The 17,500-nt window shown below is 38.6% G+C and carries 20 protein-coding genes; 8 read left to right on the top strand and 12 right to left on the bottom strand.

The window, feature by feature from the left end:
- Nucleotides 1-158 precede the first annotated feature (158 nt).
- On the bottom strand, nt 159-1,787 hold the full coding sequence (gene serA / locus MKY27_RS14850) for a phosphoglycerate dehydrogenase (protein WP_339173503.1): 1,629 nt from the start codon (nt 1,785-1,787) through the stop codon (nt 159-161).
- 695 nt (nt 1,788-2,482) lie between these two features.
- Here serA and MKY27_RS14845 point away from each other — a divergent pair.
- The 3 genes from MKY27_RS14845 to MKY27_RS14835 all read left to right on the top strand — a co-directional run bounded on the left by MKY27_RS14845 (nt 2,483) and on the right by MKY27_RS14835 (nt 6,314).
- Entirely contained in the window at nt 2,483-4,168 is a 1,686-nt protein-coding gene (locus MKY27_RS14845) for an FAD-binding dehydrogenase (protein ID WP_339196041.1), read from the top strand.
- Nucleotides 4,169-4,234: 66 nt separating this feature from the next.
- Nucleotides 4,235-5,017, top strand: a complete 783-nt coding sequence (locus tag MKY27_RS14840) for an enoyl-CoA hydratase (RefSeq protein WP_339173498.1) — start codon at nt 4,235-4,237, stop codon at nt 5,015-5,017.
- 124 nt (nt 5,018-5,141) lie between these two features.
- Nucleotides 5,142-6,314: a hypothetical protein gene (locus MKY27_RS14835; protein ID WP_339196040.1), complete on the top strand. Its 1,173-nt coding sequence runs from the start codon at nt 5,142-5,144 to the stop codon at nt 6,312-6,314.
- 103 nt (nt 6,315-6,417) lie between these two features.
- On the opposite strand, the gene MKY27_RS14830 is transcribed toward MKY27_RS14835, so the two are convergent.
- Nucleotides 6,418-6,603, bottom strand: coding sequence for a YhzD family protein (locus tag MKY27_RS14830; protein WP_008406474.1), 186 nt, complete (start codon nt 6,601-6,603; stop codon nt 6,418-6,420).
- A 279-nt stretch (nt 6,604-6,882) separates the two neighbouring features.
- Here MKY27_RS14830 and yhaM point away from each other — a divergent pair, with 279 nt between their 5' ends.
- Nucleotides 6,883-7,818, top strand: coding sequence for a 3'-5' exoribonuclease YhaM (yhaM, locus tag MKY27_RS14825; RefSeq protein WP_079524479.1), 936 nt, complete (start codon nt 6,883-6,885; stop codon nt 7,816-7,818).
- A gap of 153 nt (nt 7,819-7,971) precedes the next feature.
- Here yhaM and serC read toward each other — a convergent pair whose 3' ends face one another.
- Nucleotides 7,972-9,069: a 3-phosphoserine/phosphohydroxythreonine transaminase gene (serC, locus tag MKY27_RS14820; RefSeq protein WP_339196038.1), complete on the bottom strand. Its 1,098-nt coding sequence runs from the start codon at nt 9,067-9,069 to the stop codon at nt 7,972-7,974.
- A 251-nt stretch (nt 9,070-9,320) separates the two neighbouring features.
- On the opposite strand from serC, the gene MKY27_RS14815 reads away from it, so the two are divergent.
- Nucleotides 9,321-9,659, top strand: coding sequence for a zinc ribbon domain-containing protein YjdM (locus MKY27_RS14815; RefSeq protein ID WP_079524477.1), 339 nt, complete (start codon nt 9,321-9,323; stop codon nt 9,657-9,659).
- A 47-nt stretch (nt 9,660-9,706) separates the two neighbouring features.
- Here the strand turns inward: MKY27_RS14815 and MKY27_RS14810 are convergent, their stop codons facing one another.
- Nucleotides 9,707-10,555 (bottom strand): peptidylprolyl isomerase, encoded by an 849-nt coding sequence (locus MKY27_RS14810; RefSeq protein ID WP_339196036.1) that lies wholly within the window; start codon nt 10,553-10,555, stop codon nt 9,707-9,709.
- Nucleotides 10,556-10,702: 147 nt separating this feature from the next.
- On the opposite strand from MKY27_RS14810, the gene MKY27_RS14805 reads away from it, so the two are divergent.
- A complete protein-coding gene (locus MKY27_RS14805) occupies nt 10,703-10,807 on the top strand; it encodes a YjcZ family sporulation protein (protein ID WP_081483416.1) in 105 nt (34 codons plus the stop codon).
- 94 nt (nt 10,808-10,901) lie between these two features.
- Here the strand turns inward: MKY27_RS14805 and MKY27_RS14800 are convergent, their stop codons facing one another.
- The 5 genes from MKY27_RS14800 to MKY27_RS14780 all read right to left on the bottom strand — a co-directional run bounded on the left by MKY27_RS14800 (nt 10,902) and on the right by MKY27_RS14780 (nt 13,493).
- The gene (locus tag MKY27_RS14800) at nt 10,902-11,087 is read right to left on the bottom strand and encodes a hypothetical protein (RefSeq protein WP_079524475.1); all 186 of its coding nucleotides are present in this window, start codon (nt 11,085-11,087) and stop codon (nt 10,902-10,904) included.
- Between the two features lie 35 nt (nt 11,088-11,122).
- On the bottom strand, nt 11,123-11,662 hold the full coding sequence (locus MKY27_RS14795) for a DUF3267 domain-containing protein (protein WP_339173483.1): 540 nt from the start codon (nt 11,660-11,662) through the stop codon (nt 11,123-11,125).
- Nucleotides 11,663-11,802: 140 nt separating this feature from the next.
- On the bottom strand, nt 11,803-12,366 hold the full coding sequence (locus MKY27_RS14790) for an HTH-type transcriptional regulator Hpr (RefSeq protein WP_339176652.1): 564 nt from the start codon (nt 12,364-12,366) through the stop codon (nt 11,803-11,805).
- Nucleotides 12,367-12,549: 183 nt separating this feature from the next.
- Complete coding sequence (locus MKY27_RS14785; RefSeq protein WP_339196034.1) at nt 12,550-12,918, bottom strand: YtxH domain-containing protein; 369 nt, start codon at nt 12,916-12,918, stop codon at nt 12,550-12,552.
- Nucleotides 12,919-13,073: 155 nt separating this feature from the next.
- A complete protein-coding gene (locus MKY27_RS14780) occupies nt 13,074-13,493 on the bottom strand; it encodes an HIT family protein (RefSeq protein WP_339173478.1) in 420 nt (139 codons plus the stop codon).
- A gap of 310 nt (nt 13,494-13,803) precedes the next feature.
- On the opposite strand from MKY27_RS14780, the gene MKY27_RS14775 reads away from it, so the two are divergent.
- Together MKY27_RS14775 and MKY27_RS14770 are read left to right on the top strand one after the other, a co-directional pair.
- Nucleotides 13,804-14,553 carry an ABC transporter ATP-binding protein gene (locus MKY27_RS14775; RefSeq protein ID WP_339173477.1) on the top strand — a complete coding sequence of 250 codons (750 nt, stop codon included), beginning with the start codon at nt 13,804-13,806 and terminating at the stop codon, nt 14,551-14,553.
- Nucleotides 14,537-15,715, top strand: a complete 1,179-nt coding sequence (locus tag MKY27_RS14770; protein ID WP_339196033.1) for an ABC transporter permease — start codon at nt 14,537-14,539, stop codon at nt 15,713-15,715. Before MKY27_RS14775 ends, MKY27_RS14770 begins: the two co-directional genes overlap by 17 nt.
- A gap of 62 nt (nt 15,716-15,777) precedes the next feature.
- Here MKY27_RS14770 and MKY27_RS14765 read toward each other — a convergent pair whose 3' ends face one another.
- The 3 genes from MKY27_RS14765 to MKY27_RS14755 all read right to left on the bottom strand — a co-directional run bounded on the left by MKY27_RS14765 (nt 15,778) and on the right by MKY27_RS14755 (nt 17,482).
- A complete protein-coding gene (locus MKY27_RS14765; RefSeq protein WP_339196032.1) occupies nt 15,778-16,305 on the bottom strand; it encodes a chromate transporter in 528 nt (175 codons plus the stop codon).
- Nucleotides 16,302-16,853, bottom strand: coding sequence for a chromate transporter (locus MKY27_RS14760; RefSeq protein ID WP_339173472.1), 552 nt, complete (start codon nt 16,851-16,853; stop codon nt 16,302-16,304). Before MKY27_RS14760 ends, MKY27_RS14765 begins: the two co-directional genes overlap by 4 nt.
- Before the next feature lie 122 nt (nt 16,854-16,975).
- Complete coding sequence (locus MKY27_RS14755; protein WP_339173470.1) at nt 16,976-17,482, bottom strand: Target of RNAIII-activating protein; 507 nt, start codon at nt 17,480-17,482, stop codon at nt 16,976-16,978.
- Nucleotides 17,483-17,500: the final 18 nt, after the last annotated feature.

Raw genomic sequence — 17,500 nt, 5'->3', positions numbered from 1 at the left:
TTTCACTTTCGCCAAGTAGTATGTAAGATTTTATCCACTCGAAGTTTCCGATGATAACAGATAAAATCGTCCTTTCAACTTATGTATGCGAAGGGGAAATATGTTAAAACAAAAAACTACTGATGAACGAAATTTTCTATCATCAGTAGTTGGAAGAATTAAAGTGTAATGGCTTTTACTTCATCAATATTTTCAAGTTGTGCTACATAAATTAAATCTTCTGTTGTTACTTCATTATCAACGACAAGCATCATGACTGCAGAGCCGCCGATTTGATCGCGACCAACCTGCATTGTTGCGATATTAATGTCTTTTTCTGCAAGCTTAGTCGCAACACGGCCGATTGAACCTGGTTTATCCTGGTTTTTAATGTAAAGCAGGTTGCCGTTAGGAATAACATCTACTACGAAACCTTCCACTTTAACGATGCGGGCACCAAGACCATTTAATAATGTACCGGCTACCGTATGTTTTTCAGTTTCCGTCACGATTTCAACCGTAATTAAATTTGTGAAGCCTTTAGCCGTTGTTGTTTTGTGTTCGTTAATTTGAATGCCGATACGCTCTGCCAGGTAACGTGCGTTCACATCATTTACGTGAGAGCCGTGGTTTGTTGAAAGCAGACCTTTAATAGCATTTGCTGTTAATGGACGTACATCAAAGTTAGCAACTTCACCAGCATAAGAAATGTTCAATTGTTTGATGCTTTCTTCTGTAACCTGGATTAAAAACTTACCAAGCTTTTCAGCTAATGCGAAGAACGGTTCTACTTCCGCAAGCTTTTCTTTTGGAATAGATGGCATGTTAACCGGATTTGTGACAGTACCTGTTTTAAAGAATTTAATAATATCGTTTGATACATCGACTGCAACTGACTCCTGTGCTTCCACAGTAGATGCACCTAAGTGAGGTGTTGCAATCACTTGCGGCAATGTTAACAGTTTATGGTCTGTTGCAGGCTCTTGTACGAATACATCCAGAGCAGCACCTGCTACTTTACCTTCAACAATCGCATCATATAAATCATCTTCGTTAATAATCCCGCCGCGTGCACAGTTGATAATGCGGACACCGTCTTTCATAATCGCAAAACGTTCTTTGTTGATGAGGTTGCGAGTTTCAGGTAAAAGTGGTGTATGAACCGTTACAAAATCTGCTGCTGCACATACTTCGTCAACAGTACCTTTTGTAATCCCCAACTCTTTTGCGCGATCTTCAGTTAAAAATGGGTCGTAGGCGATTACGTCCATACGTTGACCTTTTGCACGGTAAGCTACTTCAGCACCGATACGGCCCATTCCGATTACACCTAGAGTTTTGTTTTTGAGTTCAACCCCAACATATGATTTACGATCCCATTTGCCGTTCTTTAATGTATTGAATGCTTGTGGAATATAACGGGCAAGAGATGTCATCATTGCGATGGTATGCTCAGCTGCAGAGTTTGTGTTCCCGTCCGGAGCGTTTACGACAATAATTCCATACTCTGTTGCGGCATTTAAATCGATGTTGTCAACACCTACACCGGCACGTCCGATTAACTTCAAGTTTTTCGCTGCTTCAATTACTTCTCGTGTAACCGTTGTTTGAGAGCGAACAAGTAATACATCTACATCGGCAATTCGAGCTATTAATTGTTCTGGTGTTAACCCTGTATCAACAATGATATTTAAGTTTAATTCTGTTTCCTGACGTAGCGGGAAAATCCCATCATCACTTAATGGATCTGCAATAAATACGTTGATTGTTTTTGTTTTCTTTTCGATTAATTGTGTAGCTGTCATCATAATCTCTCCTTAAAATTCACTATTATTTTTAATTAACCAACAAAAAAAGCCTTCCGTCCCTTACGAATTACGTAAGGGGCGAAAGGCATTCATTAAACAAATCGCGGTACCACCCTTATTCGTTGCCGACTATTTGAAAATAATAGTCATACAACCTTATCAATATGCGTAACGTGCATGGGACGGAATAACTTACTTTGGATGTTCGGCTATTCTATTCAAGAGTGGAACTAATTTAGCGTATACACTGGTTTACACCGACCACCAGTTCTCTTTGCTATACAAAACTAAATCGTATGTCTCTATCACAATAGTTTGTCGTTTTTAAATTTGATAACATCATAAACCCGATTGTTCACCTTTGTCAACAGAATTTTCAAAATTAATAAATAATTAATGATTTAAATAGCAAATATTCGGTTATTTCACGAACGATATTTAGGGATACTAAATTAAATATTCGTGTTTTTAGAAATGTATGAAAGCGCTAACGATATTGATTTATAGGGATTTGTTTGAATTTACTGAAAAATTGTGATTCAGAGTATTTATCGGAAAAATAACGATTTTACTATTTCACAAAAATTTTATTTTTATTTAAATTTTAATGCTTGAAAGAAAACCAATTAAAGAAGGGGAAATAAAAAATACCACGAAATTGTATAACAGATGCACTGACAAAGGGGGAGTAGAAAATGCATTATGATGCAATCGTAATTGGAGCGGGTTTAGCAGGATTAACTGCGGTTTGTCAGCTTATAGATGCGCAAAAAAAGGTATTACTTGTTGATCAGGAACCCGAAAATTCAATCGGGGGTCAGGCATTTTGGTCATTTGGAGGACTGTTTTTAGTAGATACACCTGAACAGAGAAGGTTAGGTATAAAAGACAGTAAGGAGCTTGCTTGGCAGGATTGGCGCGGCTCTGCAGGATTTGACCGATTAGAGGATGAGGATTACTGGGCATATGAATGGGCAAAGGCCTATGTAGATTTTGCTGCGGGGGAAAAATATGAGTGGCTGAAATCACAGGGCATTCAATTTTTCCCGGTTGTCGGCTGGGCAGAGCGTGGGGGTGCTTTAGCAGGCGGACACGGGAATTCAGTTCCGCGCTTTCATATCGTTTGGGGAACTGGTCCTGCGATTGTAGAAGCTTTTTCAAGTAAAGTACTGCAAGCTGTGGAAAGTGGTTTGATCGATTATTTGCCGCGCCATCAAGTAACGGATTTAATGACTGAAGATGGCGCTGTTACGGGCATTCAAGGGAATATTTTAGAAAATAGTATTATTCGCCGCGGTGAAGAAAGTTCAAGAGAAGTTATCGGAACATTTGAGTATACGGCAGATGCAGTCGTCGTAGCGAGCGGTGGCATCGGGGCAAATATAGAGCTTATTAAAGAAAATTGGCCGTCACGACTTGGATTGCCGCCGGAAAATATGGTATCCGGCGTTCCTGCATTTGTTGATGGAAAAATGCTCGAAATTACGGAGCGTGCTGGTGGGCGAATCGTCAATCGAGACCGGATGTGGCATTATACGGAAGGCTTGAAAAACTGGGATCCAATTTGGAAAAACCACGGAATTCGTATACTGCCAGGACCGTCCTCGATGTGGTTTGATGCAACAGGAAACCGTTTCAAAGCACCGAACTTTCCCGGTTTTGATACACTCAGCACACTTGAAGCCATTCAAAAAACAGGCTATGACTACTCCTGGTTCATATTGACAGAAAAAATAATCGAAAAGGAATTTGCATTATCCGGTTCTGAGCAAAATATGGATTTAACAAATAAAAGTATAATGGACGTGCTGAAGCGGGTTTTACCAGGGCCGCCCAAAGCCGTTCAGGCATTTAAAGAAAACGGGGAAGACTTTGTCATTGCGGATAGTTTAAAAGATTTAGTCGATGGGATGAACAAACTGGCAGGCAATGACTTGCTTGATTTCATGCATATAAAAGAGCAGATTTTAGCGCGTGACCGTGAAATTGAAAATATCTTTTCAAAGGATGCGCAAATCAATGCATTGCACGGAGCAAGAAACTATATCGGGGATAAATTAATTCGTGCAGCGAAACCCCATAAAATTTTGGATCCGAAAGCCGGACCGTTAATTGCGGTACGTTTAAATATACTCACAAGAAAGACATTAGGGGGATTACAAACCAATTTAAACGGGCAAGTACTAAATGACGAGGGAAATCCTGTTCAAGGACTCTTTGCGGCAGGGGAAGTCAGCGGCTTTGGCGGCGGTGGTGTACATGGCTACCGTTCATTGGAAGGCACATTTTTAGGCGGGTGCCTATTTACGGGCTTGCAGGTCGGTAAATATTTAGCCACTTTTAAGCCTTTACCAAGCAAGGCCAAAGCATTGGAAGTGTGAAAATAAAGGAGTTATGAAATCATTTGTCGAAATGAATGATTATTCATAAATAAGGGGTGCATACAATTGAATTTTGAAACTATTAATCTGGAAATTGCGGAGCGAAAAGCAACATTAACATTAAATCGCCCGACTGCTATGAATGCAATGGATTTTACAATGATGCGCGAATTGGCGGATTGCTTTGAAGCGCTACATAATGAAAAGGATGTTCAAATTCTTATCATTAGAGGGGAAGGGAGAGTCTTCTCTGCTGGCGGCGATGTAAAAATGATGGTTTCGTCAGATGATTTTTCTGATTTTGGAACGATTATGGATGATATTTCACGTTTAGTGAAGGCGTATTATACACTTCCGATGATTACGATTGCACAAATTCATGGCGCTGCGGCCGGCTTAGGATTTAGCCTGGCGTTAGGAAGTGATATCATTGTCGCAGAGCAATCGAGTAAATTAGCGATGAACTTTATCGGCATCGGTTTAGTTCCTGACGGTGCAGGACACTTCTTTATGAAGGAACGTCTAGGAACACCAAAAGCGAAGCAAATGATATGGGAAGGAAAAGTGCTAAGCGGCGATGAAGCGTTAGCATTAGGACTCATTGATTATAATGTAGAAGATGGTCAGGCATTAGTAACCGTAGACCAGCTTGTCGGCAAGCTGTTGGCATCACCGATCTTGGCGAAGATTGAAACAAAGCTGATCTTGCATAACGCGAACTTGCCTGTATTAGAGCAAATATTGGAAGGCGAATCGGCCGGACAAGTGAAAATGCGTCAAACACAGGATCATTTAGAAGGGATTCAGGCTTTCGTCGGAAAGAGAATGCCGCAATTTGAAGGGAAGTAAATAATATCGGGGGATGCTGGTGAAACAATGCCGGCTCCTCTTTTTTATTAGGTAATAAATTATTACTGTACATCATTACCGAATGCTTATATGATAGTGAAAGACTAAAAATGGAGGTAACTTCATGGACCAAATTTGGCTATCAGACAACCGGCGACAAATTGTACACAATGTGTATTGTCCCAATGTAAATGATGCGATTGCAATTTGCGAAATTGAATTAAAACAGCTGGATCAGGAACTGAGTAATTACTTGGAAGTACCGTTCGAGCAATATCATGAAATACATGCGCATTTTAATAATAGCGATATTATTAAGCAAGGTGCATTCACATATGAGCAAGTTCGTCACATATTAGATGCTGGAAATATCCATAATCTAGTGATTGATGAAAGAGGGTGTATCGATTTTAAGAAAGAAACGATCGGAATGAGTACCGCGATTTCTTTCGCCCAAAGTAAGTGGAATGGTGCAGATCGGGCTACCGCGGTTGAAAATGCTGTGCTGACAGGTTTAACAGTAATAGGGGAACCATTTGCCGAAGAAATAATCGAAAAGCAAATCGATAACCTGAATATTGTGGACCATATTGAACTGGATGATGGCATTGCAAGTGCTGTTAAAAAAAACGGTGCAAAAGCAGTTGTGAAGAGGATGGCTAGTACGGCTACAAAAAAGGCGATGTACAGTTCTGTTATTGCTAAAAAAGCGATCACATTACTCAATGCAAATGTTGTAACAGGAGCAATCGTAACAGGTGTCTTGTCGAGCGTCGATATTGTTCGCACGATCAAAAAACAGATGTCTCCTGCACAACTATTTAAAAACATTTCCAAAACAGCAGCAAGTGTTGCAGGGAGTATCGCGGGGTTAATCATCGGCGGGGGAGTCGGTCTTTCCATACCGAATGTCAGTACAGCGGTCATCAGTTTAATCGGCGGGATCATCGGTCTTATTATAGGGAGTATATTGACGACGACGCTTGTCAAAAAAGTGCTGGATCTATTTATAAAAGATGACTCGGTGAAAATGCTGGAAATTTTTAATGAAGAGCTTGTTCGTTTAGTAGAGCAGTATTTATTAAATGAAAAAGAGCTTGAACTCGTGTTAAGCGATTTTAATGAAATGTATAATATGCCGGAAGAGTTCCGGAATATGTATGCAGCAGAAGATCGTGTTGCGTATGCAAGGGATATGATTGAAAAAGAATTGAATCGTATTGTCAGGCTGCGCATGTATTTACAAGTCCCGACAAATGAAGAGTTATATGGGGCAATTAAACGTTTAGCAAAATAAAGAAGGTGCCCTAAAATTTCAGGGCACCTTCTTGTTTATCCCGCAGGCGCGGAAGTTAACTACCGGTAAAAGCCGGATTGAAGTTTCACTATGTACGTTTCATCTAAACGTGGAATAAAATTAATTTACCCGACGAGTTTACTAATCGATGAGTTTTCTCGGCAATACCTTTTTCTTCGATTTGCTTTTGTCCTTCGATTTTTGCAGCATCATCGTTTGCGAAATTCCACACTTCATCAAATAATGTTTCCCCAGTTTTTTCAAATGCAGTAAAACGATAATTCTCCATTTAAACCACCCTTTATAAGCAAGATAATATAATTATACTAGAAATTTTTCGAAAATTCACGAATCAGCCATCATTATTCGAGAAATATTTGCATTTTATGAACTGTTCATGAACAATTTAATCCACAAATATTTACCCGGTTTCTAAAATGAGTAAACGCATTTTGTGAAGAAAATTCTCTTTCTTGAACCGACAAGCAATTGATTGTCTTTTAATCGATAAATCACGCATATACATGTTACAATAAATTGTAATAGAGTTATAAAGGGGCGATTGCTTGTGAATGGAATTACAAAACTCCAACCTGGTGAACAAGTGGACCAATATTTATTGATCAAAGAAGCAAAAAAAGGCGTGACGACTGTCGGTAAGCCTTTTATGTCACTAATTTTACAGGATCGTAGCGGCGATATTGAAGCGAAGCTATGGGATACAAACGAAGAACATGAAAATTTATACCGTGCACAGGTAATTGTAAAAGTTGGGGGAGAGATTCACGACTATCGTGGAAAAAACCAACTGCGTGTGAAACAAATCCGACCTGCACGTGATGAGGAAGGCGTTCAAATCAGCGATCTTTTGCCGACATCTGCGGTGCCAAAAGAACAGTTATTTGAAGAGCTTACACAGTACTTCTTTCAAATTCAAAATCCGAACATCTCGCGTATTACACGCAATCTTACAAAAAAATACCAAGATCAATTACTGATCTATCCTGCCGCAACTAAAAATCATCATGACTATGCATCCGGTTTACTTGACCATGTTGTATCGATGCTGAAATTAAGTGAGGCGATTTGTGATCTATATCCGACGCTGAACCGTGATTTATTGTATGCGGGGGTTATTTTACATGATATCGGTAAGGTCATTGAGCTAAGCGGTCCAGTAGGTACAATGTATACGGTGGAAGGCAACTTGCTTGGTCATATTTCAATTATGGTCAATGAAATTGGTCAAGCTGCCAATGAACTGAAAATCGAAGGTGAAGAAGTGATGCTGCTTCAACATCTTGTATTGTCACATCACGGAAAAGAAGAGTGGGGCAGCCCGAAAAAGCCTATGATTCAGGAAGCGGAAATTTTACACTATATTGATAATATTGACGCGAAGATGAATATGCTGACACGTGCCCTTGATAAAACGAAGCCTGGTGAATTTACAGAGCGTCTATTCCCATTAGATAACCGTTCATTCTACAAGCCGATGATTTAAGGTATTAAGAAATTTCTAAATTCAATAAGAAAAGCAGTTCAAATTTTGTAATTTAAAATTTGAACTGCTTATTTTTTGTCAGCTACTTAGCCGCCTTCACTCCGTTCAACTAAATACCCTGATATCATAAATTATCTATATTTCGTATTTTCTTTATTGGTTATCCTGCTGGAATTTCACCATGAATTCAGCAAGGGCTTTGCATGTTTCGACTGGGACAGCGTTGTAAGCAGACGCGCGGCAGCCTCCTACAGAACGGTGACCGTTTAAACCGACAAATCCGGCTGTTTTTGCTTCAGCAAGGAATTTTTTCTCCAGCTCTTCATCAGCGACACGGAATGTAATGTTCATCAATGAACGAGAATCTTCAGTGGCATGCCCGAAGTAGAAGCCGTTCGAATTGTCGATGACATCATAAATATACTTCGCCTTTTCTTCATTGCGCTGTTCGATCGCTTCTAAGCCACCTTCAGCTTTCACCCATTTCAATACTTCGCCCAGCATATAAATACCGAATGTAGGAGGTGTATTGTACAACGAGTTATTTTTAGAATGTGTAGAGTACTTCAGCATTGTCGGGATAGTTGACTTCGCTTTTTCAAGGAAATCTTTACGGATGATGACAACCGTTACACCTGAAGGGCCTAAATTCTTCTGTGCGCCCGCATAAATCATGGCAAATTTCGATACATCAATTTTCTTTGATAAAATATCTGAAGACATGTCCGCGATTAGAGGGACGTCACCAGTAGTCGGGAACGTTTTCCACTGAGTACCGAAAATTGTATTGTTTGATGTTAAGTGAAGATATGCTGAATCTTCATCGATTTGGATATCTGAAAGAGCCGGGATATTTTTGTAGTTATTGCTTTTTGAGCTAGCTGCTTCCACAGGTGTTCCGAATAACTTCGCTTCGGCAAAGGCTTTTTCTGACCAAGCACCTGTTTGGATATAGCTTGCCTTTTGTCCTTCATTTAAGAAGTTCATTGGAATCATTGAAAATTGAAGGCTTGCTCCGCCTTGTAAAAACAGTACTTCATAGTTTTCAGGGATTTCATATAACTGGCGTAAATTTGCAATCGCTTCATTATGGACCTCTTCAAATGCCCCACTTCGGTGGCTTAATTCCATTACCGACATACCAGTACCTTTAAAATCCACTAGCTCCGCCTGTGCTTTTTGTAAAACCTCTAATGGTAATGCCGATGGACCAGCATTAAAGTTAAACGCGCGTTTTGTTGTTACTGTCAATGCAATCACTCCTGAATTATTTATTAGAATATATAAGTTGATAATATACTCTTTCCGAACAAATATGTGAAAATTCTTGAAATTATTTTTTTTATAAACATAAATGAGAAGAACTTATAGAAAATTTATAGATTTTTGTCACAAAGGAAAAGGGAATGTTCGTGTTTTGGGCATAGTTACTTTTATAGCCTTGTTTATAAACAGGAACTATGCGAGTATAGAGGGGATGAAATACAGGAGGTATGTGAAAAATGGAACAATTACCCAAGTGTCCGGAATGCGGATCAGAGTATACGTATGAAGATGGACAAAATTATGTGTGCCCGGAATGTGCGCATGAATGGTCTCAATCAGCTGAAACAGTGCAAGAAGAAGGTTTAGTCGTTCGTGATGCAAATGGCAACCTGTTAGCTGATGGCGATACTGTAACAGTTGTAAAAGATTTAAAGGTAAAGGGAAGCTCCTCTACATTAAAAATCGGTACACGTGTAAAAAATATTCGACTAGTGGAAGGCGACCACAATATCGATTGTAAAATTGATGGTTTTGGTGCAATGAAGCTGAAATCGGAATTTGTGAAGAAAAACTAAAAAAATGCGAGACCCGATTATGGGCCTCGCACTTTATATTTCAACGATTATTCAGCTTTGAAGCCTGAAAAAGCGTCTTTTAAATCTTTGTCTTTTACTTTTACGTCAGCTTCGTTAATTAACTCTGCCATTTTTGCGTTCCAATCCGCTTTTGTAGCAGCAATTGATTCACGGATTTCTTCTTTTTTGTCTTCAAGTTTCCCGTAATCTTTGACATCACGTTTTTCAGTTACTTGAATGATGTGGAAGCCATGTTCAGATTGTACAGGCTCACTGATTTCGTCTACTTCCAATGCATATGCAGCATCGTTGAATTCAGGCACCATTGTACCTACTGTAAACCAGCCTAAATCTCCGCCTTGTGCGCCAGAACCTGGATCAGTTGAGAATTCTTTCGCTAATTCAGCAAAATCTTCCCCAGCATCTAATTTAGCTTTAATTTCTTTTGCAGTCTCTTCATCTTCCACTAAAATGTGGCGAGCGTTTAATTCCTGAGATGCTTGGTTGTAGTACTTTTCGATTTCCTCGTCAGTTACTTCAACATCTTTTAAAGCTTTCTCTTGTAACAGTGTGAAACGAATATTTGTTTTTAACGTTTCTTCCGTTAAATTGCTTTGTGCTAAAATCGACTCGTAGCTATCGCCATACTGCTCTTTAACACCCTTCAATTCTTCTTCGATTTCCTCATCTGTTACTTTATATTTATCGTTTAAAATCTGCTCAACTACTACTTGCTGTAATAATTGATCTCCAGCGATGTCCTTCATTGAATTATAAAATTCTTCTTGAGTGATATCGCCTACGCTTGTTGATACAACAACTTCATCTCCAGGATTACTGCATGCAGCTAAACCGATTGAAGCAGCAACTGTTAATGCAAAAATGGTCTTTTTCATTTGAATACGCTCCTAACTTAACTTTAATGCAATTGTAACTATAACATAAACGATTTAAAAACAAAATGGTTGCATGTGAAGAGCGCCTAAGTTTTGTAACAACAGGCGCATACGATATTGAGAGAAAGAGAGAAGGGAGGTGTCAATATGGGTGGCGGAGGTTACAACGGCGGCGGCTACGGCTCTGGCTTTGCTCTTTTAGTTGTATTGTTTATCTTGTTGATTATTGTAGGTGCAGCTTTCATCTACTAAGAAAGAAAGGTGTGTTAAAAGTCTTTACGACTTTTAACACACCTTTTCCAATTATTAAAGTATGGACCAAAAAATTTATTACATAAAAAATTTTTTAAACGGCTAGCAGTACTTCAACATACATGCTTACAAGTAAAATCGTAATCAGTACATTAATCGTACGGAAAATTTTTGGCTGTTTTTCTTCTGGAATTTCACGTCGACTGCATAATGCGGCAGTCATTCGATTTATTTGGAATAAGTATATTACTGAGAATAAGATCACAACAAGTAGTAACAAATTTATTCCTCCCCTCTAAAGCATCAATAAAAAACCTAAATATCAAGCGGAACTAAAATTTCATAACCTCTTGGCGTTTCTTCAATTATAGCATTGTTTGGTGCATACATTAAATTTTTCACATATAAAAAATCCATGAGACAAATACAGCAGTGAAATGCGAGTAAACCGCTAAAATAATGCGCATATTCCGGGAAGTTAATGCCCCCGGCGATTATTGCTGCATTAATCACGATAAAAGGTGTGACGAGTGCAAAAAGGTACGACTTTTTCGGAATACCATGCTGCAGACGCATCCGGACAACCGGCAAAAGGTGTTGAATCTTAAAGCGAATAACGAGTGATTTTCTATGTTGAAACAGAGCGAAATAATGTAATAATTTATGCATAGGATAAATAAATGGTAATACTAATAAAACTAACCATAAATGGCGATCGATATGCTTACCGTTAAAATTAAAACTGAATGCAATGTATGAAAAGCAGAATACAAGGATGAAAAGGGTGATTGCCAATAATACAAGTCTTCCCGTACCGTATTCACGCTCAATATTGATTGTTTTCCAACAATGCATGTGAGCCCCCCTAAAATATTATGGAAAAGGACGTATTATGCTTTTCCATTAACGAAACATTATTAAACATAAAACTAACTATAATAAATAAAAAAAGAAATGTCATCAATTTAAATTGTCGACATTTCTTACTAGAAATTTTATGAAGTTGTAGTGATGGACGGTTTACCTTTGTCGTCAATCGTTTCTTTAAAGTTGAAGAAAGAACGTTCGAATATTTCGATGAAGTCATCCCCGTAAATATTACGGATAACAGCCATTACATCCAAAAACTCTGGGAAACGCCCGTAAAGTTCTTTTAATGGTAATGCACCAATTAAAATCGTATGTTCTGTATCGTGATAATGATCATACATACGTAGGATGAGTTCTGCACCTTTATCAGTCAACTCAACATATGTATTACGTTTGTCTTCATCACGTTTTGAGAAAGTAAGTAATCCACGTTCTTCTAATTTTTTTGAAAAGTTGAAAGCGGTAGATACATGCATGACACCAAATTTAGCTACATCTGAAATGGATGCACCTTTCAAATGATATGAAATCCATAAAATATGATGTTCATTAATATTTAAATCAAAAGGTTTAATCCATGTTTGCCAATCTTTTTCGATAGCTTTCCATAGTGCTTTCGAAAGTTGTGCGACTCTTTGGCTAAATAACATAGCCTCTCGTTGTGAGTATAAATCTTCTGTCAAAGCAATCACCTTCTTCTTTCATTTACGTTTTAAAAATATTATAGCAATAAAAGAAAAGACTTTAAAGTTAGAAAAATGGAATAATTCAACATTGGTTGATTTATGCTATAAAAAAGTAAATTTGGGATTATTTTGACTGTTTTTAAAGATTATTTTGGTTCGAAAGTTATAGTGATGAATGAGTGTTCATTACTCGTTATTTCTATTTGAAGGAATATTTTTCTCGATTTCACTTATAGAATTCTGTAATTTCTCTATTTCTTGTTTGAGATTTACTGTTTCCGGCTCAATCTGAGTTTTGAAATTTGCGAAATTATCCTTTAATTCATTTACTATACTAGGCATACTATTTTGTACTTCTGCTTTTAATGTTGTAATCGATTGCTTTACATTATTTAATTCATGTTGAACGTCTTGGAGTTTTGATTTGGCGATTTTTGTGTTTTCCAATAAGTTTTGACGTAAAGCTGTACCTGATTGTGGTGCTGTAAATAAAATAACAGCCGCACCGCTAACAATGCCTGTTGTAATTCCTAGTAAAAATGATTTTGCTTTCATATTGTTAACCTCGCTTTTTTTATTTGTTATCCAAATCTTTTTCCAAATCCATCTTCCGATAAACATTGAAAAGATTAGGCGGGAAAGTATTAAAAGAAAAACCAGCATTTTCACTTATGAGAAAGATGCTGGCCATAGTCTCCTTGTAGGAGCAATTATAAGTGGGATTTAATTTCCTCAGAAAGTGTCGACAGTACATCTGGAGGGAATTCCTGTGAACGACCATTCCAGTTGACAACTAGTCCGTCTTTTTCATCATATCGAGGAACAAGATGCAAGTGGTAATGGAAAACAGTTTGACCTGCTTCAGCACCGTTATTATTGATCGTATTCATACCAGCCGGATTAAAAGCAGCTTTAATGGCATTCGCAACTTTCGGGGCAGCAGCATATAAGTTACGTGCTACATCTTCTGGCATTTCAAACAGATCTTTGCAATGTGTTTTCGGGATTAACAATGTATGGCCTTTTGTTAACGGGGCAATATCCATGAAGGCAAAAGTATGCTCATCCTCATAAACTTTAACACTTGGAATTTCACCGGCAATAATTTTGCAAAATAAGCAATCACTCATCTTTTTTATCGCTCCTTTTTTATTTTTGATTTTCACCATTAGAAGTTCGAAAAAAATGTTATTGTAAATTGAGAGGAATCGAGGACGGTAAACTCACTTGGAAAACATCCGCCTACAATAAAAATCAATTGTACAACCCCAATTTATGGTGAAGATACTATTATTTTTCTTTATTCTATCATAGATTATTCGGAAAACTACTTTCTTATATGAAGGATTTATTTTTTGTTCTCTGAATTGAGTGTTGCATTCAGTGTTCAATTTTATTCGCTTTTGATAAACTAAATTTTAGAAAAGAGGAGTGACGACTGTGACAATTTTACAACTGCAAAATGTAACAGGTGGTTATACGAGAAAGCCTGTGATTCAAGATTTATCATTTGAAATTAACAAAGGAGAGCTCGTTGGATTAATCGGTCTTAACGGTGCCGGGAAAAGTACGACGATCAAGCATATTATTGGCACGCTCTTACCGCGCTCTGGAGAAATTCGTTTAAACGGTGTGACGTTGAAGGAGAATTTGGACAAGTATCGGTCAAGCTTCTCGTACATTCCGGAAACACCCGTACTGTATGAAGAATTAACATTAAAAGAACATTTACAATTAACGGCAATGGCCTATGGTTTAGATGAAAAAACGCTGGATGCGCGCTCGGAAGTTTTATTGAAGGAATTCCGTATGGAAAAGCGATTAAATTGGTTCCCGTCGCACTTTTCAAAAGGAATGCGCCAGAAGGTAATGATTATGTGCGCATTTTTAGTCGATCCAAGTCTGTATATTATCGATGAGCCGTTTGTCGGGTTAGATCCGCTCGGCATTCAGTCATTGCTAGACCAAATGGATGATAAAAAACGTGCAGGGGCATCGATTTTAATGTCTACACATATTTTATCGACTGCTGAAAAACATTGTGACCGTATCATTCTTCTTCATGAAGGACGCGTACGTGCACAAGGGACAATGAATGATTTGCGCAAAGCGTTCAATATGCCGACTGCGACACTCGATGATTTGTATATTGCGATGACAAAGGAGCAAGACAATGAACAGCATGCATAGTGTATGGGCTAAGCGCTTCGAGCATTACATCGGCGAAGTGATGAAGTATATGCGCTTCGTCTTTACAGGGCATATTGCGATTGTCCTTGTCTTTATCGCAGGGGCGGGGGGATATCAGTACAGCGAATGGCTGAAGGTCGTGCAGCCGGATTTCCCGGCAGAGTGGCTCATTGCCGTTATCGCAGGGGGCTTAGTCGCATTCAGTAGACCTGTCACTTTATTGAAAGAACCGGATCAGGTGTACTTATTGCCGCTTGAGAGCCAAATGCCGAACTATTTCAAAAAGGCGCTGAACTGGACATTTTGGTCACAGGTGCTAGTTCCGGTCGTTCTTTATATAATAGCGATTCCGTTGTTGAAAGAGGTTACGCCACTTAGCGTAGGTGAAATTTGGCTGACTGCCGCATTTATCGCAGTATTGAAATATATTAATGTTCGCGCCGAATTCAACTACCGCTATGCAAACCGTGGCAATGCCATCGGATTCGACCGATTTGTACGGGCAGTCGTATCGATTATCGGAATCCAAATGACTTTGACAGACGGCTTGCTAGGCATAGTATTTCTAATTATGATGGCTTATTATGCATTTACATTGAAGAAGAAAGTTCAGGATAACCCAGTGCCTTACGAGCATTTTATTAAACTTGAGCAAAACAGGATGATGCGTTTTTACCGTTTTGCCAACTACTTTACAGATGTCCCGCATTTAAAGGGCTCTGTCAAACGTCGTGCATGGCTTGATACAGCGTATAAAGCCATCAGCTATAAAAAGGAAAATACACAGGCGTATTTGATTTACCGTACGTTTATCCGTACAGATGACCATTTTTACTTATGGGTACGGTTAACGGCGATTTCAGCTGTTATTGCGATGTTTATTACGATTCCGTTTGTTACGTGGATCGTTGCAGGTGCATTGGCATTTGCGACAACACTTCAGCTTAAGTATGCGCTCATGTCAGCAGGGGATTTCCGAATGGACATGCTTTACCCGATTCCGCGCGATACGAGAAAACAGGCTGTCGCAAAACTGCTTCGTCAACTAAGCATTGTACAGGCTATTATCGTGACACTATGTGCAGTAATGCAGCCGCAGTTTTACATCATCCCGGTTGTCATTATCGCAGTGAGCGAACTGACGATGAGAATGTCAAAATAATAAATGGAATATTAATAAATAAGGCACCCATTTTCTAGAGTGAAAATGGGTGCCTATTATGTTTATAACAAGAAGCCGCCGATTAATAACCCGACGACGATTACTATAATAGAAGGAACTTTAAATTTTTCCAATGCAAGATAGCTGCCGACGATCATTAAAATCGTTGGAATCAGTTTATTTGATTCATAGGAAGACTTTGCGAAATCGAATGTTAATGTAATTAATAATACGGCAATTGCAGGTAGTACAAAGCTTGATAACCGGATTACTTTAGGTGAATCTCTATATTTATGTAGAAGATTTAAAAGTGTAATCATCAAAATCAGGGTAGGGGCAACTGTCGCGAATAACGCGATAATACTCCCTAAAATTCCACCGACTTCAAAGCCGATATAACCCGCCATCTTCGTTGCAATAGGGCCTGGCAGTGAATTGGCCAAAGCTAGAAACTCACTGAATTCACTTTGCGTCATCCACGCATACCTGTCTACTACTTCATGTTCGATTAACGGGATGGAAGCAGGTCCGCCACCGTATGCCAAAAGGTTCGGTATTAAAAATGCAATGAAAATCTCCCAAAATATCATTGTTCTTTTCCTCCTTTAGCCGGCAGTGCAAGCGCCAATATTAAGAGGGAAGCAATGATGATCCCAGGGTGAAGATCAAATACAACAATCGTTATAAAACTATATAAGAAAATAATTGCACTGATTTTCAAACCTAAAGACTTATGCGATTTTTTTAGGAAATCGAATGCATAGAGCCCCATCATCACTGTCACAATGGGGATAACCCCTTTAGACATGTTATTGATGAAATCGGAGTTGCTAAATTGCTTCAATGAATTTAATAATATGATGATTAATAGTACGGTAGGTATGACCGAGGCAAACAGGGCATTGATTAACCCGAGCATTCCGCCTATACGGTAGCCTATATAGCCTGCCATTTTTGTCGCAATCGGCCCAGGCAATGTATTACCAATTGATAAAACATCCGAAAAATCATCGTCTGTCATAAGTTTATACTTTTCCACCACTTCTTTATGTAGTAATGGAATGATTGTCGGACCTCCGCCGAAGCCAAGAATTCCGGACACAAAAAAAGCTTTAAACAACTGAATTTGAATTTTCACATCATAACCGCCTTTTATTTAGTTGGAAGCAAAATAGTTCGGAAAACGAAAGAATTTCTAAATATGTATTATTTTATATAAAAATGCTACGAAATACAATCGTAGCATTTTTGATAGAAGCATTATTCTTTTGAAGCTGCACTATATGTCGTAATATAAGAGGATGAGTTAAACATCGACTGTAGCACTTGTGTCGTACCTTCAAAAACAGGGGCAAATGAAGTTTTATACTCATCGCTTGCTTTCCAGACTTCGTAGGAAGCAGGTCCGCCCCATTGAATAATAAATAAATAGGTTTCTGCTTTAACCGGGCGCAATAAACGGTAGGCAATGACAGCATCATTGGAATTCAGTGCAGGGATGACGTCGAGAGCTTTTTTCTCGAAAACCGGGCGTTCATCTGACATAATGGGCATATTGAAAAAAGTAAAATAACCCTTTTGCGTAAACTGCCCATCCTGTGCAATGACTTCAAACTTGCGAGGTACTGCGAAAATTGATTTTTTGTCTGTTTCATGCAACACCACCGAATTGCCATTTCCGTGCAATAAAACTAAAGGGTGCTGCGGATTTTTTGCGATTAGTTTTTCCATATAGTCAGGTGTTCCTGAAGTTACATAAAAATTCATAAGACCGACCTCCTTTAC

It is taken from the genome of Solibacillus sp. FSL R5-0449 (assembly GCF_037975215.1).
In the GTDB taxonomy this organism is placed as follows: Bacteria; Bacillota; Bacilli; order Bacillales_A; family Planococcaceae; genus Solibacillus.
The sequence above is the reverse complement of the archived record's forward strand: the minus strand, read 5'-3'. Positions and strand labels throughout refer to the sequence as shown.

Coding starts and splice junctions, on each gene's coding strand:
- serA (WP_339173503.1), bottom strand. CDS start 1,787: ATGATGACAGCTACACAATTAATCGAAAAGAAAACAAAAACAATCAAC.
- MKY27_RS14845 (WP_339196041.1), top strand. CDS start 2,483: ATGCATTATGATGCAATCGTAATTGGAGCGGGTTTAGCAGGATTAACT.
- MKY27_RS14835 (WP_339196040.1), top strand. CDS start 5,142: ATGGACCAAATTTGGCTATCAGACAACCGGCGACAAATTGTACACAAT.
- MKY27_RS14830 (WP_008406474.1), bottom strand. CDS start 6,603: ATGGAGAATTATCGTTTTACTGCATTTGAAAAAACTGGGGAAACATTA.
- MKY27_RS14815 (WP_079524477.1), top strand. CDS start 9,321: ATGGAACAATTACCCAAGTGTCCGGAATGCGGATCAGAGTATACGTAT.
- MKY27_RS14810 (WP_339196036.1), bottom strand. CDS start 10,555: ATGAAAAAGACCATTTTTGCATTAACAGTTGCTGCTTCAATCGGTTTA.
- MKY27_RS14805 (WP_081483416.1), top strand. CDS start 10,703: ATGGGTGGCGGAGGTTACAACGGCGGCGGCTACGGCTCTGGCTTTGCT.
- MKY27_RS14795 (WP_339173483.1), bottom strand. CDS start 11,662: ATGCATTGTTGGAAAACAATCAATATTGAGCGTGAATACGGTACGGGA.
- MKY27_RS14785 (WP_339196034.1), bottom strand. CDS start 12,918: ATGAAAGCAAAATCATTTTTACTAGGAATTACAACAGGCATTGTTAGC.
- MKY27_RS14780 (WP_339173478.1), bottom strand. CDS start 13,493: ATGAGTGATTGCTTATTTTGCAAAATTATTGCCGGTGAAATTCCAAGT.
- MKY27_RS14770 (WP_339196033.1), top strand. CDS start 14,537: ATGAACAGCATGCATAGTGTATGGGCTAAGCGCTTCGAGCATTACATC.
- MKY27_RS14765 (WP_339196032.1), bottom strand. CDS start 16,305: ATGATATTTTGGGAGATTTTCATTGCATTTTTAATACCGAACCTTTTG.
- MKY27_RS14755 (WP_339173470.1), bottom strand. CDS start 17,482: ATGAATTTTTATGTAACTTCAGGAACACCTGACTATATGGAAAAACTA.